This is a genomic window from Streptomyces sp. NBC_00443 (assembly GCF_036014175.1).
In the GTDB taxonomy this organism is placed as follows: Bacteria; Actinomycetota; Actinomycetes; order Streptomycetales; family Streptomycetaceae; genus Streptomyces.
In genome coordinates this window covers 9,049,364-9,071,385 of sequence record NZ_CP107917.1, presented here as the reverse complement: position 1 = coordinate 9,071,385, position 22,022 = coordinate 9,049,364, and the positions used below count along the sequence as shown (strand labels likewise).

The window sequence follows — 22,022 nt, the reverse complement described above, 5'->3', positions numbered from 1 at the left end:
GACGCCGGCGAGGGCGGCGTTGTGGATGACGGCGTCGCAGCCGGCGAGCGCGCGGGAAACGGCGGCCGCATCGGCCAGATCTCCTCGCGACGCATGGACACCGCTGATTCACCAGTGCGGCTTCACCAGCCCCTGGCAGACGGGCCCCACAGACCACTCGGTTCTGCTGGCCGCCACGCCCGGCGCCACGGCGGATGCGCCCGCCTGTCCCGAACCCCTGACGGACGCGGCCTGGCTGGTCGCCACGGAGAGCGACGCCGAGACCCCGACCGCTCGGGAACTGGCCGCATTGCTGGGCCCGGGCACGGGCCTGACCGCCCCCACCGACTCCGATGCGTGGAAGGCAGCCCTGCCCACCGAGACCTCGCCGCGTATCGTCCTGCTCCTGGCCGAGCCCGACGCGCAGCGACTCGTCGCACAGACCAGCCGGCGTGCTGCCGTCCTGCGTACCCTGGCCGCCGCCTGCGGGGGCCTTCCGGAAGGCCGGGCCCCACAGGTGTGGCTGGTCGCCCGCCCCACCGGCCTGTTCCCCGCCCCCGAACACCCCGCGCACCCAGAGGACGCAGCCATCTGGGGCGCCACACGCACGCTGGCCAACGAACAGCCCGGCCTCGGGCTGCGGCGCATCTCCCTCGACCGCACAGGGGATCCGGCCGCCGATGCCCGACGGCTGGCCGCAGAGCTGCTCACCACGTGCCGCACCCCGGACGGGGTGAGGACGCGGTCGAGGACGAGGTCGTCCTCACGCCGGCCGGCCGCTTCACTCCCCTTCACCTCGAACATCCGGCCGACGAGTCTCCTGCCGTCCCCACCGGTGTGCCGTGCCTTCTGGAGGCACGCGATCCCAGCCCCGCCGTCTGATCTGGCGGGAGACGCCCGCCCTTGAACCCGGCCCCGGTGAAGTCGCCGTCGAGATGCGCGCGGTGGCGCTGAACTACCGCGACCCGATGCGCGCCAACGGGCTGCTGCCGCCCGAGGCCGTGGAGGACAGCCCGCTCAGCCGTGGACTGGGCACCGACGGTGCCGGCATCGTGTGCGGCGTCGGCCCCGGAGTGCGTGGCTTCGCGGTCGGCGACCGGGTCTGCGGCGCCTTCCCCGCCGCCCTCGCCTCGCACGGCGTCACCCGCGACTACGGCCTGATCAAGATCCCCGACTCCATGACCTATGCCGAAGCGGCGACGTTCCCCGTCGCCTTCCTGACGATCCACCACGCTCTGGTCGACCAGGCGCGCGTGGCTGCCGGGGAAACGGTGCTCGTGCACGGGGGCGCCGGCGCGGTGGGGCTGGCGGCGCTGCAGTCCGCCCACGCCCGGGGCGCCCGCGTGATCGCCACGGCCGGAACGCGGAACAAACGTGACCTGCTGCGCAGCCTCGGGGCCTGGCAGGTGCTCGACTCCCGCACCCTGGACTTCGTGCCCCGGGTCCGCGAACTCACCGAAGGCCGCGGCGTCGACGTCGTCGTCAACTCCCTCAGCGGTGAGGCCATCGCCCACGGACTGGACCTCCTGCGCCCCAACGGCCGTTTCATCGAACTCGGCAAGCGCGACATCTTCCTCAACAACACGCTGCCGATGCGCCCCTTCGACCGCAGCCTGAGCTTCATCGGCTTCAATCCCGACCACGCGCTCCTGGATCCGGAGCGCGGTTCCCGCCTGGTCGCCGACGTCCTGGACCTCATCGACCGCGGCGCGTACCGGCCGTTGCCACATACGGTCTATCCGGCCGCCCGGGTGGAGGAAGCGTTCCAGGTCCTCCAGCACTCGCGGCACATCGGCAAGGTCGTCGTCTCCTTCGACCCCATGGACGACCCGCTGGACGAACCGGTCCCCATCCGGCCCGCACCGCACGTGCCCGCCCTGGACGCCGACGGCACCTACCTGGTGACCGGCGGGTTGAGCGGTTTCGGCGCGGCGACCGCACGGTGGCTCGCCGGCCACGGCGCCCGCCGCCTGGCGCTGGTCTCCCGCCGCGGCGAGACCGCCCCCGAGGCGCCGGCCCTCCTGGAGGACCTGGCCCGGAGCGGTGTACGCGCCACCGCCCATGCCGCCGACGTCACTGACGAGGCGGCTCTGCGCCGGGTCATCGACACGGTCGACACCACCGGGCACCGGCTGCGCGGAGTCGTACACGCCGCGATGCACCTCGACGAGGCGCCCCTGTCCGAACTCACCGACGAACGGTTCACCGCTGTCCTGGCCCCCAAGGCGCAGGGCGCGGCCGTACTGCACCGCCTCACCGCGCGGCACGACCTGGACCTGTTCCTCACGTACTCGTCCGTCGCCGCCGCCGTCGGCAACATCGGCCAGGCCCCCTACGCCGCCGGCAACGCCTACCTGGAGGCCCAGGCCCGTGCCCGGCACGCCCAGGGGTACCCGGCCACGGCCCTCGCCTGGGGCCCCATCGGTGAGACGGGGTACGTCGCCCGTCACGCCATCGGCGATGCCATGGCCGAACGGGGCTTCCAGCCCCTCACGGTCGCCGAAGCCCTCGCCACCGCCGACGGACTGCTCCGGTCGGGCACCGGCGTCGCCGGTGTCGGCCGCTACCGCTGGGCCCGTGCCCGTCGCCTTCTGCCCGCCCTGGGCACCGCCCGCTTCACCGGCCTCGTGCCGACCGACGCCGCCCCCGGCCCGGAAGGCCGCGCGGACCTGCTGCGGGACCTGGCCGCCATGACACCCGACGACGCCCGGACAGCGGTCACCCAGACCCTGACCCGGCTACTCGCCGCCGTTCTGCGCAGTGCCCCTGAGGAGTTGGACCCCGCGCGGCCGGTGACCGACTTCGGACTCGACTCGCTGCTCAGCACCGAGTTCCTGGTGCGCGCCGGCGAACACTTCGACGTCCGCCTGGCCGCTACCGAACTCATGGGCAGCGACCGCACCTTGACCCATTTCGCGCAGCTGGTCCACGGCAAGCTGGGCCTCCCCCAGGCGCCGGGCAGGTGAGCCTCTCGCGAGCCGAGCGCACGGGTGCCGTCAGCGGCGGACGGAGGAGGCCGGCGGGCGCTGCCGCCGGAGCCTGCCGGTTTCGCCACCGCGCCTGCCCTCACCCCCTGGCGGTGCCAGACGGACGAGGAAGGGCTGTGCCCCGGACAGACGCAGACGTTGCATGTGCAGGGGCGTGAAGTGGTGCCGGATGGCGGTGGCCAGGTCGTCGCGGTCGGGCAGGAGTAGTACGGCTGTGCCGTCGGGGGCAAGGACGCGGCGCAGTTCTGTCCACCAGCGGGAAGGGGCGGTCGCGAGCAGACCGCTGGCGTGTACCTGGGTGCCCCAGGGCGGGTTGCACAGCACGCGGTCGACCGAATGGTCGGCAAGGGGGAGCCGACCGGCGTCACCGCGACGGATGGCGACGGGCAGCTCACCGGCGTTGCTGCGGGCCGCGGCGACCGCGTCCGGGGAGAGGTCGAATCCGTGGAAGCGGGCGTCGGACTGGGCGAGTGCAGCCTCGATGAGCAGGGTGCCGGCGCCGCAGCAAGGGTCGAGGACGACGTGGCCGGGGCGGATGTCGGCCAGCCGGGCCATGCCTGCGGCAAGCGGCGGGTGCACGGTGCCCGGGACGGTGCGCTGCTTGTAGGCGCGGCGGTGCAGCGGGCGGTCGTCGAGGCGCAGCATGAGCGTGGCCCGCGTGCCGTCCAAGGTCAGCCGCCAGCCCCAGGAGCCGGGCGGGGGCGGCGTTCCTGACCTCCGCGAGTGGTACGGGACGCGGAGGCGCCGCGCCAGGGCCTGTCCCACCACGTCCTCGGCGTCGTACCGGGTGAAGGTCCGCCGGCCGAGGAAGGAGGCCGAGACGTCGATGCCGGTGATGTCCGGGGCAGGCGTCGTCGCGCTGTGGCGGCGGGACAGGAGGTGGTCGACATCGGTCGGAGCGGCGAGCTCGGCGAGATCGTGCAGGGCCTGTCGCGTCGGTCCGATGTCGGGGCGCCGGGCGGCGAGCAGGAACAGGTCGTCCGCGGTGCGCAACACCGGCACGGGAGCGGACCGATGCGTACGGAAATGGACTTCGCGGTGGCGCAGTTCGGTGACGGCGCCGAGCCCGGAACCAAGAACCTCGGCGGCGACCACGGCCTCCAGGCCGCGGAGGCAGCGCGCCACGAGGGGCGTGTGCATGGTGTGTCTACTTCTTCCACGTCAGCACTCGGGACAGCGCTCCGCTGCCCCGCGTCGTCGGCGACGGGGAATCCTCGCTTCGCCGACGGTGCCTAGCGGAGGTGGAAGAAGTACGTCATGCGCGGCAGTCTAGCCGCCCTGCGATCGCGGCGGCTTCACGTCTGGAATTGACGCCCGTGAGCTGCTCCTTCGATATGCGGCATACGTCCCTTACTGTGGCTCGTGATCCAGAGCCTCCGCGGACGGGATGGAGTTGGGGCCGTGGCGTTCGCGGAGTCGGCCGGTGGTGGTGAGTCCTCGCCCCCGCAGGAGTCGGGCGCGGAGCCCGGGCGACGGCCCTGGGTACCGTTGTTGGCGGTGTGCGCCGGGTACTTCATGGTGATCCTGGATGTGACGGTGCTCAATGTCGCCGTGCCGGTGATCGGCCGGGAGCTGTCGGCCTCGCTGACCGGTATCCAGTGGATCACCGACGGGTACACCCTGGTCTTCGCCGGCTTCCTGCTGACCGGTGGCGCGTTGGGCGACCGGCTGGGCAATCGCCGGGTCTTCTGCTCGGGCGTGGCGGTGTTCACGGTGTCGTCGGCCGCGTGTGCACTCGCGCCGAGCACCGACTTCCTCGTGGTGGCCCGGCTGGTGGAGGGGTTGGGCGCGGCGCTGATCGTGCCCGGATCCCTGGCGTTGCTCCAGCAGGCCTACCCTGAGCCGGCCGCACGCTCACGGGCCTTTGGGCTGTGGGGTTCGATGGCGGGCATCGCGGCTTCCGCCGGGCCGGTGCTGGGCGGGTTGCTCGTCTCCACGGCGGGCTGGCGCTGGGTGTTCCTCATCAACCTGCCCGTCGGCGTGGCCTGTCTGATGCTGACGCTGCGTCATGTCACCCGCTCGCCCTGGCGTGCCGACCGGGCCCTGGACTGGCCGGCGCAGGTCGCGGTCGTGGCCGCGGTGGCGCTGCTGACCGCGTCGCTCAACGAGGCCGGCCGGCGCGGCTGGTCCGACCCGGCGGTGCTCGCCGGGGTGGGTCTGGCCGTGCTGGCCGCCGCGGCTTTCGTGATGCGCGAGCGGCTGGCCCGCGCTCCCGCCCTGCCGCTGAACCTGCTGCGCTCCCGCACCATGAGCGGCGGGGCCGCCATCGGCCTGCTGTTCAACTTCGGCTTCTACGGCATGGTGTTCACCGCCAGCCTGTACTTCCAGCACCAGCGCGGCTTCAGCGCCCTCGGTACGGGACTGGCACTGTTCCCTGCCGTGGCGATGACCATGTTCGCGTCCGTCCTGTCCGGGCGGCTGGCCCGCCGGACGGGCGATCGTCCACTTGTGATCTCCGGCATGCTGCTGGCCGCCGCGGGACTGGCCGGGTGGGCCGCGGCGGGAGCCGATCCCGCCTACGCGCTGCTGGTGGCACCGATGATGGCCGTCGGGTTCGGTACCTCCTTCGCCCTCACCGGCTCGACCGCCACCGTGATGGGCGCGGCACCCCCGGCGTACTCGGGGGCCGCCTCCGCCCTGTTCAACACCACCCGCCAGATCGGCAGCGCCACCGGAGTGGCCCTCGGCGGCAGCCTGCTCGCGACAGCCACCGACTACAACACCGGGCTGCGCACGAGCATGACCATCGGCGCACTCGCCTACCTCACGGCCGCAGGCGTCGCTTGGCTGTGCGTGCCGGGGAAGTCCGAGAGGACGTAGGGGGCTTGGGGCTGCCGGGCAGGCCGGGCAGGCCGCGCAGGCCGGGGGGCGGATCGCCGTATTCGCGCGCAGCTTCGGCTGCCGCGACTGCGCCGCGCGGCTCGCCGTCGACCCCGGCGGGGAATCGGGCTACGTGTGGACGATCGGACTCCTGATGATGGCCGGCCGAACCAGGCGCCATGATGAGCACACCCGGAGGACGCGCCCCCTGCATCACTCTCAGCGACGACCCCGTGCACGGTGTGACGGCTCTCGGATGTGTGGTGCTGGGCGAAACCCGCTCCTGCACGGCCGACCTCCGTCCCAGGTGAACCTCCGTCCCAGGTGAACCTCCGCCCCAGGTGACCGGCCCCGGAGGCCCCGTCCCGACACTCCGCGGCCCACACGTGGAATGCTGGGGGCACAGCCTCACCGAGGTGAACCGAGAGGCGGAGGGCGCGATGGACTGGGCTCGGTTCGCGCAGGACCTGGCGTCGATGGCGCGGGATCTCCTCTCGCAGGAGTCGGTCGGTGCCACCCTGGAACGGATCACCGGCTCGGCGACCCAGCTGGTGGAGGGTTGTGATGCGGCCGGGATCCTTGTGCTGCACGGCAAGGCGGTCCAGACGCTGGCGCCCACAGATGACCTGGTCGTAAAGAGTGATCAGCTGCAGGAGCGGCTGCGCGAGGGCCCCTGCTTCGACATCGCTCGCACCAAGGACGGAGAGCGGGTGTTCCGGATCCCGGACTTCACCCGGGACCAGCCGCAGTGGCCCGACTTCGCCCCCCAGGCCCACCAGCTCGGAGTGGGCAGCATGATGGGCTTCCTGCTGTACACCGAGGACGAGGATCTCGGCGCGCTGAACGTCTACTCCCATGAGCCGGGCGCGTTCACCGAGGCCAGCGAGCTGGCCGGCTGGCTGCTGGCCTCCCACGCCGCGGTCGCCTTCTCCAGTGCCCGCGCGCACGCCCAGATGGAGAACGCCGTCGCCACCCGCCACATGATCGGCGAGGCCATGGGCATCCTCATGGGCAGCCACAACCTCACAGAGGAACGAGCGTTCGACGTACTGCGCCGGTACTCGCAGAAGAACAACATCAAACTCCGCGAGGTGGCGCGAATGATCTGCGAGCGTGGCGGTCTGTCGTGAAGCGGCACAGTCGGCTCCCCCGGCTCGTGGTCTGAACCAGAGGAGCCTGACCGGGCCAGCCCCCAAGGGGATCGCCACTGAGCCCGGTCTTACCGCCAAGTCCCCATCTCCCCGCTTTTCACGCACACGCCGGACGCCAGGTTTGCCAGGATTGTCACTCCTCGTGTTCAGCACGGCGTGACGGCCCCCTCCTCAGGTCGCGCCCGCCTCGCATGCTCCGCCGCGGCAACGAAGCGGAGCCGCACGAATGAAAGCCGCCACTCCAACGGGGGGCTTCGGTGCGAAACGGCCGTGACCTCGGCGGCCGCTCCTTGAGGATCTTGCTCGTCAGCTGCTGTGACTGACCCTGACGAGGAGCGGAACAAATGTCCCATCGCCGTGTCCGGCCTGCGCAACGATCCCGCCTGATCACTTGGTGGGCAACCGCCGGCGCGGTCACAGCCCTGGCACTCGGACTGCCCGGCACATCGGTCGCGGCCGACCGCCCGGCCCCGCCCGAGGGAGGGATCACCTCGGCCCCCGCCGCCTTCGTCCGAGGGACCCTCCAGCCGGATGCCGCACCGCCCGGGGCGAACAACTGGAAGTGCCGGCCGACCGCCGCCCACCCCCGCCCCGTCGTCCTGCTGCACGCGACCCTCACGAACGCCCACACGAACTGGAGCATGCTGTCGCCCCAGCTGAAGAGGGCCGGATACTGCGTCTTCGCGCCCAACTTCGGCGGGGCACCGGGAGTTCCCTTCAAGGGCACCCGGCACATCCCCGACTCCGCCCGCCAGGTCGCTCGTTACGTCGACCGAGTACTCAAGGCCACCGGCTCCCGCCAGGTCGACCTGGTGGGGCATTCCCAAGGGGGAGGCCTGCTGCCCCGCTGGTACCTGCGGTTCGACGGCGGAACGAACCCCGCGCGTCCGTCGCACAACAAGGTGCGTCGGCTCATCGGGCTGGCCCCGTCCAACCACGGCACGACCCTGTCCGGTCTGGGCACCCTCACCACCGCACTCGGCCTCAACCCGACGGTGTCCGCCGTGGCAGGGCAGGCGTACGCGGACCAGATGGTGGGGTCCCGGGTGAACACCACGCTCGACCGGGACGGCGACACACAACGAGGCGTCGCCTACACCGTCATCGCCACCCGGTACGACGAGGCCGTCACGCCGTACCACAACCAGTTCCTCACCGCGGGGCCGGGCGCGACCGTACGCAACATCACGCTCCAGGACGTCTGTCCCCAGGACCGCTCCGAGCACCTGTCGATCGCCTACGACTCCAACGCCGCCCAGCTCGTCCTCGACGCCCTCGACCCCGCACACGCCGAACGCGTGCACTGCCGCTTCTCGGCACCCCTCCTCGGCGGGTGACCCCGCAGATCAGGGTCTGCACGGGGCCGTCCGAGACGCGTTCTGAGGCCGTCCGGCCCGGTCAGTTCGACCTGGCCGCGCCGATTGTGCAGAATCAGGGCCATGAGCGAGAACGTGTTCTTCAGTATTTCTGCTAATGGCGAGAACCTCGGCCGCATCGTCTTCCGGCTGTTCGACGATGTCGTGCCCAAGACCGCACGCAACTTCCGTGAGCTGGCGACCGGCCAGCACGGTTACGGCTACAAGGGTTCGCCCTTCCACCGGGTCATCCCGGAGTTCATGCTGCAGGGCGGTGACTTCACCGAGGGCAACGGCACCGGCGGCAAGAGCATCTACGGTGAGAAGTTCGCCGACGAGAACTTCCAGCTGAAGCACAACAAGCCGTTCCTGCTCAGCATGGCCAACGCGGGCCCGGGCACCAACGGCTCGCAGTTCTTCGTCACCACCGTGGTGACGCCGTGGCTGGACGGCAAGCATGTCGTCTTCGGCGAGGTCATCGAGGGCGAGGACGTCGTCAAGGCGGTCGAGGCCCTGGGCAGCCGCTCGGGCGCGACGGCCAAGAAGATCGTCGTCGAGGACTGCGGCATCGTCGCCTGACGCAGCCTCAGCCCCACATCACGCCTGTCAGGTCCATCAGGTCCGCATCATGCGGGCCCGGTGGACCTGATCTCTTTTCCGCGGTCAGTGCGATTCGCGGCTGACGTCCGAACCGCTGGAGCCCACGAGGAAGTCGAGGTCGGCGCCCGTGTCGGCCTGGAGGACGTGGTCGACGTAGAGGCGTTCCCAGCCGCGCCGGGGGTTGGCGTACGCCTTCGCGGATGCCCCGCTCGGGCTTCTGCGGGCCAACTCGTCGGCGAGTACGTCCACGTCGATACGGCGGGCTTCGACGTCCAGGGTGACGAAGTCCCCGGTGCGCACGAGGGCGAGAGGGCCGCCGGCCGCGGCCTCGGGGGCCACGTGCAGGACGACCGTGCCGTATGCCGTGCCGCTCATCCGGCCGTCGCAGACGCGGACCATGTCACGGACGCCCTGTGCGAGAAGCTTCTGCGGCAGGGGCATGTTCGAGACTTCGGGCATGCCCGGGTAGCCCTTGGGTCCGCAGCCGCGCAGGACGAGGACGGAGTCGGCGTCCACGTCGAGTCCGGGGTCGTCGATGCGGGCGTGGAAGTCCTCGATGGAGTCGAAGACGACGGCCCGGCCGCGGTGGCGCAGCAGGTGCGGGGAGGCGGCGGCCGGCTTGATGAGCGCGCCGTCGGGTGCGAGGTTGCCGCGCAGGACGGCGATGCCGCCCTCGGCCACCAGTGGCTCGGCGCGGGTGCGGATGACCTCGCTGTCCCAGATCGGGGCGCCGTCGAGCGCGGCGGCCAGCGGCTCGCCGGTGACGGTCAGCGCGTCGGGGTCGAGCAGGTCGCGGACCTCGCGCAGGACGGCGAGCAGCCCTCCGGCGCGGTGGAAGTCCTCCATGAGGAAACGGCCGGCCGGCTGGAGGTCCACCAGGACCGGTACACGGGAGCCGATGCGGTCGAAGTCGTCGAGCGACAGGCCGATGCCCAGGCGGCCGGCGATGGCCAGGAGGTGGACGACGGCGTTGGTCGAGCCGCCGATGGCGGCCAGCGCGACGATCGCGTTGCGGAAGGACGCCTTGGTGAGGAAGGTGCCCGGCCGGCGGTCGGCGCCCACCATGTCGACCGCGAGTCGGCCGGTGTGGTGCGCGGCCTCCAGCAGACGGCTGTCGGGGGCCGGTGTCCCGGCCACGCCGGGGATGACCGTGCCGAGGGCCTCGGCCACGAGGGCCATGGTGGAGGCGGTGCCCATGGTGTTGCAGTGGCCACGGCTGCGGATCATCGCCGACTCGGAGCGGGCGAACTGCTCCTGCGACAGCGTGCCCGCGCGGACCTCCTCCGACAGCCGCCACACATCGGTGCCGCAGCCCAGCGGCGTACCGCGGAACGTCCCGGTCAGCATCGGACCGCCGGGCACGACGACGGCGGGCAGGTCCACCGACGCCGCCGCCATGAGCAGCGACGGGATCGTCTTGTCGCAGCCGCCCAGCAGGACGACCCCGTCGATGGGGTTGGCCCGCAGCATCTCCTCCGTGGCCATGGCGGCCATGTTGCGCCAGAGCATGGCGGTCGGCCGCACGTTCGTCTCGCCCAGGGACACCACGGGCAGGTCCAGCGGGATGCCGCCCGCCTCGTACACGCCGTCGCGCACGGACGACGCGACCTCGTCGAGATGGGCGTTGCAAGGGGCCAGGTCCGATGCCGAGTTGGCGATGGCGATCTGCGGCCGACCGGTGAACGCGTCGCCGGGCACGCCTCTGCGCATCCACGCGCGGTGGATGTAGGCGTTGCGGTCCTGTCCCGCGTACCACTGTGCGCTGCGCAGCCTCACATGGGACCTCTTCCGGCAGTCGGTACGGAGGTCTACAGTCTGGAACGCCATGGAGCATACGCAGAGGTACGACGGCTTGACAGCCCCCGGTGAGGACGGCGCGACTGCCGTCGGCTCATGCGCGCGTTCGTCCTGACGGCGCCGGGCGCGTACGAGGTCCAGGACCTCCCGGCGCCGGTGGCCGCGCCCGGTGAAGTCGTCGTCGATGTCGAGCGGGTCGGCGTGTGCGGCACCGACATGGAGTTCTTCACCGGCGCCATGGCGTACCTCCACCAAGGGCACTCCTCCTACCCCCTGCAGCCGGGCCACGAGTGGGCCGGGCGGGTCGCGACGGTCGGCGAGGGCGTCGACCGGGCGTGGATCGGCCGGCGTGTCATGGGCGACACGATGCTGGGCTGCGGCAGTTGCCGCCGCTGTCTTCGGGGGCTTCAGCACGTGTGCGAGAAGCGCCAGGAGGTCGGCATCCGGGGCGCGCGGGCCGGGGCGCTGGCCGAGCAACTCGCCGTACCGGCGTCCTCGTTGCACGCCCTGCCCGACTCGGTCGACGCGGTACTCGGCGCGCTCGTCGAGCCGGGCGGCAATGCCCTGCGCGCGGCACAGGGCGCAGCGCCCCGCGCCGGCGACCGTGCTCTCGTCCTGGGGCCCGGGACCATCGGCCTCCTGGTCGCGTGGTTCCTTCGGGCGGCTGGCGCGGAGGTCCACCTCCTGGACCGCCCCGGCCACTCCCCCGCGTTCGCGCATGCCTTGGGCTTCGAGCACGTATGGGACGAGCGGTCCCTGCCGGACCTTCCCTTCGACGCGGTCGTCGACGCCACGAACGCGGCCCATCTGCCGCAGAGAGCACTGGAGTTGGTCGAACCGGGCGGCCGGGTCGTGTACATCGGGCTGGCCGGTGAGCCGAGCAGGATCGACACTCGCGCGCTCGTGCTGAAGGACGTGACGGCGGTGGGCATCCTGTCGGCCTCGCCCGGCCTGGACGCCACCATCCGTGCCTACGCGTCCGGAGCGGTCGACCCCAGGCCCCTCGTCGCCGCGACCGTGGGTCTCGACGAGGTCGGCCCGGTTCTCGCGGGTGGGCGGCCGGACGGTGCCGGGCCCGGCCCCAAGATCCATGTGGATCCGGGCCTGAACGGTGTCACCGCGATCGCGTCAGGCAGCGCGGACCGGCCGTAGCCGATAGGCGTCCCCCTGTGTGATCACGTGGCCGACGGTGGGCGGCGGGAAGTGCGTGCCCAGCACGAGGGTGTCCGTGTCGGCGAGGGAGGCGAGCAGCTTGCGGCGTGATTCCTCGGACCGCCGAGGGTCGATGTCGACGCAGGAACCGATGGCGGGATGGGCGAACTGGACGGGGTGATGAACGGCATCTCCCGTGATCAGGGCCGATTTCCCGCCGTCGGTCAACTGCACGGCGATATGGCCGGGGGTATGTCCCGGGGTGGGGAGCAAGCGTAGGCCCGGAGCGATGTCGGTGCCCTCGGGCTGGACGTCGACGAGGTCGAGCAGCCCTGCCTCCTCGACCGGGATCACGGAGTCGTCGAACATGAGCCGGCGCGGCTCGTCCATGTCGTACCCGGCCCAGAACTCCCGCTCGGTACGGGAGGTGACATAGCGGGCGTTGGGGAAGGTGGGCGCCCACTCGCCGTTGACCTCGTGGGTGTTCCAGCCGACGTGGTCGGTGTGCAGGTGGGTGAGGAGGACCAGGTCGACGGAGTCCGGGGGGAATCCGGCGGCCGTGAGGTGCTCGAGGTAGCCGGTCCGCAGGTCGTGCCAGGCCGGGTTCGCTCGCGTCTTGCCGTTGCCGATGCCGGTGTCGACGAGCACGCGCAGACCGCCCGCTTCGAAGGCGAAGCTGTGGCTGTCGAGGTGCAGGGTGCCTTGCTGGTCGGCGAAGTCCGGGCGCAGCCAGTCGTGCCGTGAGACCACGTCAGCGGTCGCGTCGGGGAGCAGCCAGGGCCCGGTCGCCGGTGGCAGGGGAACCTCGTCGATGCGGTGGACGGTGAGGTCGCCCACGGCCCAGGAAGGGATGGAGCCCGGGGCGGCGGATTCGTCTGCCGAGGGGGTGTGGGTGGGCCCGCGCATCAGGTCCCTCCTTCTAAACGCAACAGGTTTGCTTTAAGCAACGCTAGGCCCTACGGTCGCTTAAAGCAAACTGTTAGCTTTTACGGGGAGCAGCTTCATGTCCGCCGATGAACTCACGCCGCCGGAGGCAGCCCGCTGGGCCGCACGTGCCGGCCTGTCCCTGGACGAGGCCCGCCACGCCGGAGTGGCCGCCACCGCCCAGCACATCCACTCCGTCGTCTCGGTCCTGCGGGAACTGGACTTCGGTGACACCCCGCCCGCGTCCGCCTTCGATGCGGGCCACCGAGCCGGAGAGGAGGGGCACGATGCAGCCGTCTGAGCTGTCTCTCACCGCCGCGTCCGACGCGATACGGCAGCGGCGGCTGTCGCCCGTCGAGCTGGTCGACTCCGTCCTCGATCGCGTCGAGCAGGTCGAACCGCGACTGGGCGCCTACGTCACGGTGGCGGCCGAACAGGCTCGCCGGTCGGCGCTCGCGGCCGAGCGTGACGCGGCGGCCGGCCGTTTCCGGGGCGCGCTGCACGGGATCCCCATGGGCCTGAAGGACCTGATCGATGTCGCGGGCCTGCCGACGACGGCCAGCTCCCGGGTCCGGGACGGCCACCGCGCCGACTCCGACAGCACGGTGGCCGCCCGCCTGGCAGCGGCGGGCGCGGTCCTGGTCGGCAAGACCCATACGCACGAGTTCGCCTACGGACTGACCACGCCGCAGACACGCAACGCCCGGGACGGGGGCCGGGTCGCCGGCGGCTCCAGCGGCGGGTCGGCCGTCGCCGTGTCGGCCGGGACCGCGACCTTCGCCCTGGGCACCGACACCGGCGGGTCGATCCGGGTGCCCGCCGCACTGAACGGGGTCGTCGGCCTGAAGCCGACGTACGGCCTGGTCCCCCGGCACGGGGTGACGTCGCTGTCCTGGTCGCTGGACCACGTCGGCCCTCTCACACGCACAGTGGCGGACGCGGCCGTGGTCCTGTCCGTTCTGGCCGGACAGGACCCCCGCGACCCGGCCTCACTGCCCATCCCGGCCCGGGACCACGGGACGGGGGCCGAGCAACCGGGATCGACGAGCGCGGACCTGACCGGGGTGCGCGTCGGAGTACCCCGCAACTACTACTTCGACCGTGTCGACCCACAGGTCGAGACCGCGGTCCGGCGGGCCATCGACCGGCTGAAGGAGCTCGGCGCACGGCTCGTCGAGGTCGAGATCCCGATGACGCGCTACATCCAGGCGACGCAGTGGGGCCTGATGGTTCCCGAGGCCACCGCCTACCACGAGCGGACGCTGCGGGCGATGCCCGACCTGTACGGGGCCGACGTACGCATCCTCCTCGAAGCCGGCGAGCTGATGCCCGCCGGGGACTATCTGCGCGCCCAGCGGGCCCGGACCCTGATGCGGCAGGAGTGGGCACGGCTGCTGGAGGAGGTCGACGTGGTCGCCGCCCCGACGGTCCCTACGACCGCGGTACCGGCCGACCAGGAAACGGTCACCTGGTCCGACGGCACGGTCGAAAGCGTCTCGGACGCATATGTACGCCTCTCAGCACCCGCCAACATCACCGGCGTACCCTCACTCTCCGTGCCCGTCGGCCACGACGGCGCCGGGATGCCGATCGGCATGCAGCTCCTCGGCCGCGCTCTCGGGGAAGCCATGCTCCTGCGGGTCGGTCACGCGTACGAGCTGAGCCTGCCCGCCCGCGAGCTCCAGGCCACCGGGGGGACACTAAAGCCAAGGATTCGCTTTAGCGGATACAATCCCCGCATGGCTCGCAGACAGATGGTGCGCCCGGGCGGGCGCAGCGCCCGGGTTCAGGCGTCGGTCCACACCGCGGTACGCGAACTCGCCTCGGAGATGGGGCGGGACGCCCTGACCGTGCCGCTCGTCGCCCAGCGCGCGGGCGTGACGCCGTCGACGATCTACCGCCGCTGGGGCGACCTGCAGGAACTCCTGTCGGACGTCGCCGTCGAGCGTCTGCGCCCGGAGACGGCGCCGGAGGAACACGGTGACCTGCTCTCCGACCTGACCGCCTGGGCCGAGCAGTTCCTGGACGAGATGGCCTCCCCGCGGGCCGCGCCTACATCCGCGACGCCCTGCTCGGCGACCCGGACGGCAGCAACGCAGGTCAGTGCTCGGACTACGCGGCCGAGCAGATCTCCGTCATCCTCGGCCGCGCGGTCGAGCGCGGGGAAGCTGCTCCCGACGTCGAGACGGTCATCGACCGCGTCGTCGCGCCCCTGATGTACCGCATCCTCTTCCGCCCGGACGGACTGGACGCCGCTTACGCCCGTCACCTGGTGACAGGTTCCGACGGTGCGGGGGCGTGAAGTCCGGCTGCCAACGAGTGAATCCACCCGTGCGGTGAGCGGCAGCCGCCCTGCCGGCGGGAAGGCCGTCCTTGTAACCGACAAGCGATGGTCAGGGAGCGTCCCGATGCCGAAGTACCTCATCCAGGCGACCTACACGCCCGAGGGCACCAGGGGGCTGCTCAAGGAGGGCGCGAGCGGCCGACGCGCCGCTGTCGAACAGGTGGTCACCGGACTCGGCGGCACGGTTGAAGCCATGTACTTCGCCTTCGGTGAGCACGACTTCGTGTGCATCATCGACTTCCCCGATCCCGTCTCCATGGCCGCTGTCAGCCTCGCCGTCAAGGCCAGTGGCGCCCTCCGGACCCAGGCCACCCCCCTGCTGACCCTCGACGAGATCGACGAGGCGGCGCGGCGGGAGGTCACCTTCCGGGCCCCCGGCAAGTAGGCCGCGGAGCGGGTGAAAGCTCGCCTGTGTACTCTCCCGCGCTTCGGGTAGGCCCCAACACTGATGGAGTCCAGGCCTGAGTCGACCGAGAGAGAAGTCTTCGTGGGCCGCGAACCGGATCCCGAGAGCGCCCCCGACCTCGTCGGACGGCAGCTCGTCGACGCCGTGGAGAACCTGGTGTCGCTCTGGTTCTCGGCCGTTGAGGAGGTCAGTCCGCGGCTGCCGCCGCGCCACATACGCGCCTTGAGGGCCGTACGCCGTCGGCCGGCGCTCAATGTCACCGGCCTGGCCGAGCATCTGCGGGTCGGGCTTCCCACCGCCAGCCGGCTCTGCGACCGGCTCGAGAAGGCCGGGCTGCTCCGACGATGTGTGGAGCCCGGCGACCGGCGTGAGGTGCACCTGGAGGTGACGGCTCAGGGGCGGACGTTCCTGGGGGACGTCACGGAGCGGCTTTCGCTGCGGCTGGCCACCGCCTTCGACGGCGTTCCCGGCGCGCAGCGCGCGCGGCTCGAACAGGCCCTGCGCGCCTTCCACGAGGGCGGTCTCCCCGGCGACCCGGAACCGGGACACGGTGCGGAGGCGGAGCCCGAACGCTGAGCGCGCCGCTCAGGATTCCGCCGCCCGCTGCCGCCGGGCGTCACCGTGCACGTGGCACAGCAACAGGCATACGTCGTCGTCGTGTTCGGAGTCGTGCAGCAGCGGGTGCAGGAGCCGGTCGGCCGATGCATCCAGATCGTCTTCGAGTTCGGCCGGGCGGAAGTCGCCCAGTACCTCGGTGAGTCGCTGGATGCCGGGGTCGATCCCCTGAGCTCGGCGTTCCACGAGACCGTCGGTGTAGAGCGCCAGAGTCGATCCGGGCGGGAGTGGCACGGTGTGGTCGCGGATCTTCTGCTTCAGCGGGATGCCGAGCATCGCGCCGGGCTTGGCGTCGAGCGTGTGCACCTGACCGTCGGGGGTGCGCAGCACGGGTGGCGGATGGCCGGCGGCGGCCCAGGTGAGTGTGGGGTCGTCCGGGTGGAAGCGTGCGATGACCGCGGTGGCGTAGAGGTCGAGGCGCAGGCGGTGCAGGAACAGGTGCAGTCGCGTGAGGAGTTCGCCGGGGCTGCTGCCGTCGACGGCGTAGGCGCGCAGGGCGGTGCGCAGCTGGCTCATCATCACCGCGGCGTGCAGCCCGTGGCCGGTGACGTCGCCGATGACGGTGATGAGGCTGCCGTCGGGCTGACGGAAGGCGTCGTACCAGTCACCGCCGATGTTGAGGCCCCGGGTGGCCGGGAGGTAGCGCGCGGCCAGGGTCAGGCCCTGCGTGGTGGGCAGGTCGGTGAGCAGGGCGCGTTGCAGGGTCTCGGCGATGTCGCGGTTGTGCTCGAAGCGTCTGGCGTTCTCCAGGGCGATGCTGGCCCGGCGGGTCAGCTCGATGAGCATGACGGCGTCGTCGGCGTCCCAGCGTTCGTCGGGCGCCGACAGGGTGAGGACGCCCTGCGAGGTCCGGCGGGAGAGCAGAGGGATGCACAGGAGGGGCCGGCCGGGGTCGAGGGCCGAGGGCGGCTGGTCGTCGACGCCGGGCAGGCCGCCGGGGTGGTCGGCGGCGTACTGCGGGCGCCCACGGCGGGCGGCGAGGACGGCGGCGGCCGGATGGGGCCGCTGCGCTGCGCCTCGTCCACTCCGTCGAACAGCCAGACGTCGACGGTGCGCGCGTATCTCGGCACCAGCAGGGCGGGCAGCAGCCGCACGATGGCCTCGGGGTTGAGGGAGGCCGTCAGGGCGGCGCTGGCATCCGCCAGGAAGGTCAGCCGGCCGCGGGCGTTCTCCGCCTCCTTGCGGGCCTTCTGTTCGGCGTCGAACAGCTCGCGCTGGGCCCGGCCGGCGGCGTCCAGGTCGGCGTGCAGGGCCAGCACGCCCTGGTTGGTCTGGTGGAGTTCCTCGCGGTGGACGGCGACCAGCGCCTCCTGCTCGTCGAGCCGCTCCAGCAGCAGGGCCGCGTCCTCGTCGGCGCCGAACAGGGCCTCGGCCAGCAGTGCCGGATCGTCGGCCGCGTGCTCGCCACCGGAGACGTCCGCGTCCTCGGCGCAGGGGACGGAAGCGCGCCACGGGAGTTGCCGGTCCTCGGGGCGTCGCTTCGCCGGGGCCACCTCGACGCTGAACTCGCCCCCGCCGGGTGCCAGGGTCGCTGCCACGCCGACCCGCCAGTCGCCGCCCTTGGTGAGGCACTGCTTCAGCTGTGCGGTGAGCGCGGTGATCAGGCGGGTGCGCTCGACGGGAGGCACTGCGCACGCGGCGGCCAGCCGCGCAGTGCCGATACGGGCCTGCGCGGCGTCGGTGATGCTGTGGACGTACCAGGTGCGGGTCATGACGAGCGGTCCGGAGGGCAGGGGCTCAGCACGACGACGGCGGTGTCGTCGCGTACCGGCCGGGCGGCGCTGCTGGCGTCCCGCACGATCGACGCGGAGATCACGGCGGGGTCGAGGGACATCCGGGCGTGGACGGCCGGACCGGGGCTCCAGCGGCTCGGCAGGCCGTCACTGTGCAGGACCAGGAGGCAGTCGTCCGTCCAGGTCTCGTGGTGCGCGGGGACGTGTACGGGGAAGTGGGCACCGACGATGCCGGGGCGCGAGACCAGCCCGCGCCAGCTGTCGCCACGGCGCAGCCGGGCTCCACGTTGCCCACCCCGGCGAAGTACAGCCGTCCGGCGGTGACGTCGAGCTGGGCGACGGCCGCGGCCGCGCCCCTGGTGTCGCGCAGGGCGCCGTGCAGCCGCCGCAGCAGGTCGGCCGGCGGCAGGTGGGGCGCGCTTCGCACCGCGTCCACCGCGGCGGAGGAGGCGCGCGCCGCCAGGGGGCCGTGGCCGAGGCCGTCGGCCAGCATCAGCGTCACGTGGTCCGACGTCCGGACGCATGTCCAGGCGTCGCCGGAGAACTCCGCGGCGGCAAGGGGGATGTTGACTCCCCCGGCCCGCACCGGGAGCATGCCGGTGTGCGGGCCGACGGGGTCCCGGTTCGGGCGCGGACCGATCCTGGCCATGACGATCGTTCCCCGGCCGGGTGTGCTGTGCAGGCCGAAGTCGTCGGCCGTGCGCCGGCAGGTGCCGAGACCGGCACCGAGGGAGGCGGCGGTCGAGTAGCCGTCGCGCAACGCCGCGTCGCTGTCGCGCATGCCCGGCCCGTGGTCGACGGCCATGATCTGCACCATGGAGATCCTCTCGTCGCCGTAGGCCGGAACGGACGGACCCACGAGATCGAGCAGTATCTGCCCGCCATCGGCGTGCTTCAGCAGGTTGGTGGCGAGTTCGGTGGCCACGAGTTCCGCGGCGGCGACCCGGTCCTCGGCGAGCCCGGCACGGCGGGCCGCGGCCCCGGCAGCCGTCCGGGCACCGCGTACGCGGGTCGAGTCGTGCACCGGCACCTCCCAGACGCGCGGCATCAGGGCGCCTCGCGCGGACGGGGCGGCCCGGAGATCCAGGACGTCACCGTCACGGTGGTGCCGCTGCCACGGCTGCTGTCGATGGAGAACTCGTGGACCAGGCGCCGGGATCCGCCCAGCCCCATCCCGAGCCCCTGACCGGATGTGTAGCCGTCGCTGAGGGCCTGGTCCAGGTCGGGGATGCCAGGGCCCTCGTCGCTGAAGACGAGGCGTAGCCCCTGTATCGCGCCGTTGGTCACCTCCACGCACTCCATCTGTCCCCCGCCGCCGTGCACGAGGGCGTTGCGCGCCAGCTCACTGGCCGCCGTGACGAGTTTGGTCTGCTCGACCAGGCCGAACCCGAGTTGGGCGGTCATCTGCCGCACATGCTGCCGCACCCGCACCAGATCGAGGTCCGAGTGGATCGGCAGGCAGGCGGAGACACTGCCGGTGCTGTGGGTCACGGGCGCTCCCGGCGTGCGCGCCCGCCGCGGGGCACGACCGTCACCTCGGCCCCGAGCAGGCGCATGGCCTCCTCGGTGTTGAGGGCTGTGCGCAGCCCCGGCAGGGTCAGGCCGAGTTCCACCAGGGTGATGGCCACCGCCGGGCGCATCCCCGCGACCACGGTCTGAGCCGCCAGCAACCTGGTCATGGCCGCGACGTCACTGAGCACGCGGCCCATGAAGGAGTCGACGATCTCGACACCGGACAGGTCGATGACCACACCGCTGACCGCGCTGTCGGAGACCGTCTCGCCGATGTCCTGCCGGAGCTGCTCCGCCGTGCTGTCGTACAGGTCCCCCTGGAGGGTGACCAGGAGGACTCCGCCGAGCCTCAGTACGGGCACATGGCCTTCGTACGGGAAGGTGGACACGCCCGTCACCGGGGCTCCACCGCCGATGTGGGGTTCGGCACGATGTGGGCGCCCTGCTGCTGAAGGGCGTAGGCCAGGGCGTCGGCGAGACTGGCGCGGGTGAGCACGTCGCTCAGGTCGATGCCGAGGTGGACGATGGTCTGCGCGATGGCCGGCCGGATACCGGAGACTATGCACTCCGCTCCCATGAGTCGCGCCGCCGCCACGGTCTTCATCAGGTGCTGGGCCACCAGGGAGTCGACGGTGGGCACCCCGGTGATGTCCAGGATGGCGATGCGGGCGTGCTGCTCGACGACTGCGTCCAGGAGCGTCTCCATCACCACCTGGCTGCGGGCGCTGTCGAGCGTGCCGATCAGCGGTACGGCGACGATACCTTCCCACAACTGGATCACAGGGGTGGCGATCTCGAGCATTTCGAGCCGCTGGCGGTTGATGAGTTCCTCGCCGGCGATCGTCGTCGCCTCCTGCATCACCAGGCGCAGGGTGCCCATCAGCACGGTCAGGGCCGTCGTGCACTCCCGCACATGCTCGGCGGGCGCCTCCGAGAGCTCGTCGAGCAGGAGGTCGGCGACGGGCGGCCGCAACGCGTCCATCTCGGCCGAGATCTGCCCGAGGGTGGCACCGGCCCGCGCGCGCGAGTGCGCCGTACGCGCCAACTGCTCGCGGACGACCGCGAACCCGTCCGCCTCCGAGTCCTCGACACGGCCCGAGGCGGCCACCGCGGCGATCGCCTCCACCACGGCCCGGCCGGCTTCCACCGCCTCGTCCCGGGACACGGTGAACACGGTGCGGAACAGCGCCGCGTCGGCCCAGCGCTGTGCGATCTGCTCCCGGCGCCGTCGCAGGAAGTCCCCGACCTCCTCAGCCGGATCGATCCGATCTTTTGCCGCTTGCTGCTCCGGCACGTACTTCCCTCCTCATACGGTGTGCGCCGCCCCGATCTCACAGGGAGCGCCGGACTGTACGGTCACGATGCCTGCCGAGGCCCGAACCAGTCCAGGCAGACCACCAGCGCATCGTCGTCGGGCACGGGTGTGCCGCGGTGGCCTGCCAGTTCCCTCAGGACGGCGCGGGGGACCTCGGCCGCGGGCAGCAGGCTGGTGGACACGATGGCCCGGGCGAGCGCGCGCTCCCCGTACTGCTCACCACCGGGCGCCGCGACGGCGTACACCCCGTCGCTGGCGAGGACGAGCCGGTCCCCGGGCTCCATCTCGACATCGAGCTGCTGGGCGACGTAGTCCGTCTCCTCGAACATGCCGAGGGGCAGCTGCGCGTCGAACTCGACGGCGGTGACGGTACGGCCGCGCAGTCGCAGCATCTGCGGGGAGCCGGCGTCGACGACCTGCAGCCGGCCCGTGCGCAGGTCGAGGTCGAGCAGGAGCACGGACAGGTGGGCGTCTCCGCGGTACTGGGCGTAGACGGCCTGGTCGGCGAGTGCGGCCTGGTCCGCGATGGACAGGCCCGCACGCCGTGCGTTGCGCAGCGCGTTGATGCCGAGGTTGGTCAGGAGGGAGGCCTCGATACCCTCGCCCATGCCGTTGGTGATGTAGATCATCAGGCGGTCGGCGTCCGCGGACCAGTCGAAGCTGTCGCCGAAGATCGCGTAGGCGGGCTCCAGTTGAGCGCCGACCGCGTACTCGGGGCGGGTGCAGGAGCGGCCCGGCAGGAGTTGCCACTGCATCTCCGCCGCCAGGGTGAGCCGGTCGGTGCGGCGCGCCCGGACGTACAGATCGGTGTCCCGGTCGGCAACGATCACTTCGTGCCCCAGCACCTTCGCCACCTCGGCCAGTTCGTCCAGGCACTCTTCGGCCTGGTCCGCCGAGGGCATCGTAACGGCCAGGACGCCGAGCCGGTCGCCCCGCACGGTCACCGGCAGGTGCAGGCGCACCTCGCCGTCGCCCAGCTTCTCGACGAAGGGTTCCTGGGACCCGAAGGCCCGTCCGGCGGGCGTGCCGTACGCGGGCACGGACTCGGGCGGGCTCGAAGCCGTGTGGACGGTCTGGAGCGTGGCGAGGCTGTAGTCGGCCAGGTAGAGCTGGACGGTCTTCGCCGCGTAGTCGTTGCACAGTACTTCGCGGACCGCGTCCACCAGTTGGTGCGGGGCCGCGAAGCGAAGTGCCCGCTCGGCTGCCACGAATCTGTTCACGATGTTGGATACGCCATTCTTGTCACAGTGACGGCGCTGGAACCGCGCTGCCGCGGACGCCGCCCGTCGGTCCTTCTTGTCCGTATCTAGTGTTCTGCACGTATTGTCCGAA

The 22,022-nt window shown here is 71.8% G+C and carries 17 protein-coding genes and 4 pseudogenes; 12 read left to right on the top strand and 9 right to left on the bottom strand.

Annotated elements, in window-relative coordinates:
- The first annotated feature begins 25 nt into the window (after positions 1-25).
- Positions 26-886 (top strand): hypothetical protein, encoded by an 861-nt coding sequence (locus OHO27_RS41325; protein WP_328430033.1) that lies wholly within the window; start codon positions 26-28, stop codon positions 884-886.
- Complete coding sequence (locus tag OHO27_RS41320; RefSeq protein WP_328430032.1) at positions 822-2,945, top strand: type I polyketide synthase; 2,124 nt, start codon at positions 822-824, stop codon at positions 2,943-2,945. Before OHO27_RS41325 ends, OHO27_RS41320 begins: the two co-directional genes overlap by 65 nt.
- A gap of 30 nt (positions 2,946-2,975) precedes the next feature.
- On the opposite strand, the gene OHO27_RS41315 is transcribed toward OHO27_RS41320, so the two are convergent.
- Positions 2,976-4,106, bottom strand: a complete 1,131-nt coding sequence (locus tag OHO27_RS41315) for a methyltransferase domain-containing protein (protein ID WP_328430031.1) — start codon at positions 4,104-4,106, stop codon at positions 2,976-2,978.
- 261 nt (positions 4,107-4,367) lie between these two features.
- On the opposite strand from OHO27_RS41315, the gene OHO27_RS41310 reads away from it, so the two are divergent.
- The 4 genes from OHO27_RS41310 to OHO27_RS41295 all read left to right on the top strand — a co-directional run bounded on the left by OHO27_RS41310 (position 4,368) and on the right by OHO27_RS41295 (position 8,871).
- Positions 4,368-5,786: an MFS transporter gene (locus OHO27_RS41310; RefSeq protein ID WP_328430030.1), complete on the top strand. Its 1,419-nt coding sequence runs from the start codon at positions 4,368-4,370 to the stop codon at positions 5,784-5,786.
- A gap of 440 nt (positions 5,787-6,226) precedes the next feature.
- Positions 6,227-6,916 carry a GAF and ANTAR domain-containing protein gene (locus OHO27_RS41305; RefSeq protein ID WP_328430712.1) on the top strand — a complete coding sequence of 230 codons (690 nt, stop codon included), beginning with the start codon at positions 6,227-6,229 and terminating at the stop codon, positions 6,914-6,916.
- 365 nt (positions 6,917-7,281) lie between these two features.
- Entirely contained in the window at positions 7,282-8,274 is a 993-nt protein-coding gene (locus OHO27_RS41300; protein ID WP_328430029.1) for an alpha/beta fold hydrolase, read from the top strand.
- A gap of 102 nt (positions 8,275-8,376) precedes the next feature.
- Entirely contained in the window at positions 8,377-8,871 is a 495-nt protein-coding gene (locus OHO27_RS41295; protein ID WP_328430028.1) for a peptidylprolyl isomerase, read from the top strand.
- Positions 8,872-8,955: 84 nt separating this feature from the next.
- On the opposite strand, the gene OHO27_RS41290 is transcribed toward OHO27_RS41295, so the two are convergent.
- Positions 8,956-10,668, bottom strand: a complete 1,713-nt coding sequence (locus OHO27_RS41290; RefSeq protein WP_328430027.1) for an IlvD/Edd family dehydratase — start codon at positions 10,666-10,668, stop codon at positions 8,956-8,958.
- Between the two features lie 117 nt (positions 10,669-10,785).
- Between OHO27_RS41290 and OHO27_RS41285 the strand changes: the two genes are divergently transcribed.
- On the top strand, positions 10,786-11,841 hold the full coding sequence (locus OHO27_RS41285; protein WP_328430026.1) for a zinc-dependent alcohol dehydrogenase: 1,056 nt from the start codon (positions 10,786-10,788) through the stop codon (positions 11,839-11,841).
- Here OHO27_RS41285 and OHO27_RS41280 read toward each other — a convergent pair.
- The gene (locus OHO27_RS41280; RefSeq protein ID WP_328430025.1) at positions 11,818-12,747 is read right to left on the bottom strand and encodes an MBL fold metallo-hydrolase; all 930 of its coding nucleotides are present in this window, start codon (positions 12,745-12,747) and stop codon (positions 11,818-11,820) included. The genes OHO27_RS41285 and OHO27_RS41280 overlap by 24 nt on opposite strands.
- A 97-nt stretch (positions 12,748-12,844) precedes the next feature.
- Between OHO27_RS41280 and OHO27_RS41275 the strand changes: the two genes are divergently transcribed.
- The 5 genes and pseudogenes from OHO27_RS41275 to OHO27_RS41255 all read left to right on the top strand — a co-directional run bounded on the left by OHO27_RS41275 (position 12,845) and on the right by OHO27_RS41255 (position 16,091).
- Positions 12,845-13,066, top strand: coding sequence for a hypothetical protein (locus tag OHO27_RS41275; RefSeq protein ID WP_328430024.1), 222 nt, complete (start codon positions 12,845-12,847; stop codon positions 13,064-13,066).
- A pseudogene (locus OHO27_RS41270) lies at positions 13,053-14,447 on the top strand (amidase); the annotation flags it as partial. The gene OHO27_RS41275 and the pseudogene OHO27_RS41270, both read left to right, overlap by 14 nt.
- 72 nt (positions 14,448-14,519) lie before the next feature.
- Positions 14,520-15,067, top strand: a pseudogene (locus OHO27_RS41265) (TetR/AcrR family transcriptional regulator).
- A 106-nt stretch (positions 15,068-15,173) separates the two neighbouring features.
- Positions 15,174-15,494 (top strand): GYD domain-containing protein, encoded by a 321-nt coding sequence (locus tag OHO27_RS41260; RefSeq protein WP_328430023.1) that lies wholly within the window; start codon positions 15,174-15,176, stop codon positions 15,492-15,494.
- 102 nt (positions 15,495-15,596) lie between these two features.
- Positions 15,597-16,091: a MarR family winged helix-turn-helix transcriptional regulator gene (locus OHO27_RS41255; protein WP_328430022.1), complete on the top strand. Its 495-nt coding sequence runs from the start codon at positions 15,597-15,599 to the stop codon at positions 16,089-16,091.
- Between the two features lie 9 nt (positions 16,092-16,100).
- Here the strand turns inward: OHO27_RS41255 and OHO27_RS41250 are convergent.
- From OHO27_RS41250 to OHO27_RS41225, 6 genes and pseudogenes are all read right to left on the bottom strand, one after another.
- Positions 16,101-17,842 (bottom strand): annotated as a pseudogene (locus OHO27_RS41250) (PP2C family protein-serine/threonine phosphatase).
- A pseudogene (locus tag OHO27_RS41245) lies at positions 17,839-18,911 on the bottom strand (SpoIIE family protein phosphatase). Before OHO27_RS41245 ends, OHO27_RS41250 begins: the two co-directional pseudogenes overlap by 4 nt.
- A complete protein-coding gene (locus OHO27_RS41240) occupies positions 18,911-19,354 on the bottom strand; it encodes an anti-sigma regulatory factor (protein ID WP_328430021.1) in 444 nt (147 codons plus the stop codon). Before OHO27_RS41240 ends, OHO27_RS41245 begins: the two are co-directional and overlap by 1 nt.
- Complete coding sequence (locus OHO27_RS41235; RefSeq protein ID WP_328430020.1) at positions 19,351-19,773, bottom strand: STAS domain-containing protein; 423 nt, start codon at positions 19,771-19,773, stop codon at positions 19,351-19,353. Before OHO27_RS41235 ends, OHO27_RS41240 begins: the two co-directional genes overlap by 4 nt.
- Complete coding sequence (locus OHO27_RS41230) at positions 19,770-20,669, bottom strand: STAS domain-containing protein (RefSeq protein ID WP_328430019.1); 900 nt, start codon at positions 20,667-20,669, stop codon at positions 19,770-19,772. The genes OHO27_RS41235 and OHO27_RS41230 overlap by 4 nt, the downstream gene beginning before the upstream one ends.
- Positions 20,670-20,731: 62 nt before the next feature.
- A complete protein-coding gene (locus OHO27_RS41225) occupies positions 20,732-21,910 on the bottom strand; it encodes a PP2C family protein-serine/threonine phosphatase (protein WP_328430018.1) in 1,179 nt (392 codons plus the stop codon).
- Positions 21,911-22,022: the final 112 nt, after the last annotated feature.

Excerpts from the sequence above, each read along its gene's own strand:
- OHO27_RS41260 (WP_328430023.1), top strand. The coding sequence starts at position 15,174 with ATGCCGAAGTACCTCATCCAGGCGACCTACACGCCCGAGGGCACCAGG.
- OHO27_RS41325 (WP_328430033.1), top strand. The coding sequence starts at position 26 with ATGACGGCGTCGCAGCCGGCGAGCGCGCGGGAAACGGCGGCCGCATCG.
- OHO27_RS41300 (WP_328430029.1), top strand. The coding sequence starts at position 7,282 with ATGTCCCATCGCCGTGTCCGGCCTGCGCAACGATCCCGCCTGATCACT.
- OHO27_RS41285 (WP_328430026.1), top strand. The coding sequence starts at position 10,786 with ATGCGCGCGTTCGTCCTGACGGCGCCGGGCGCGTACGAGGTCCAGGAC.
- OHO27_RS41275 (WP_328430024.1), top strand. The coding sequence starts at position 12,845 with ATGTCCGCCGATGAACTCACGCCGCCGGAGGCAGCCCGCTGGGCCGCA.
- OHO27_RS41315 (WP_328430031.1), bottom strand. The coding sequence starts at position 4,106 with ATGCACACGCCCCTCGTGGCGCGCTGCCTCCGCGGCCTGGAGGCCGTG.
- OHO27_RS41295 (WP_328430028.1), top strand. The coding sequence starts at position 8,377 with ATGAGCGAGAACGTGTTCTTCAGTATTTCTGCTAATGGCGAGAACCTC.
- OHO27_RS41305 (WP_328430712.1), top strand. The coding sequence starts at position 6,227 with ATGGACTGGGCTCGGTTCGCGCAGGACCTGGCGTCGATGGCGCGGGAT.
- OHO27_RS41280 (WP_328430025.1), bottom strand. The coding sequence starts at position 12,747 with ATGCGCGGGCCCACCCACACCCCCTCGGCAGACGAATCCGCCGCCCCG.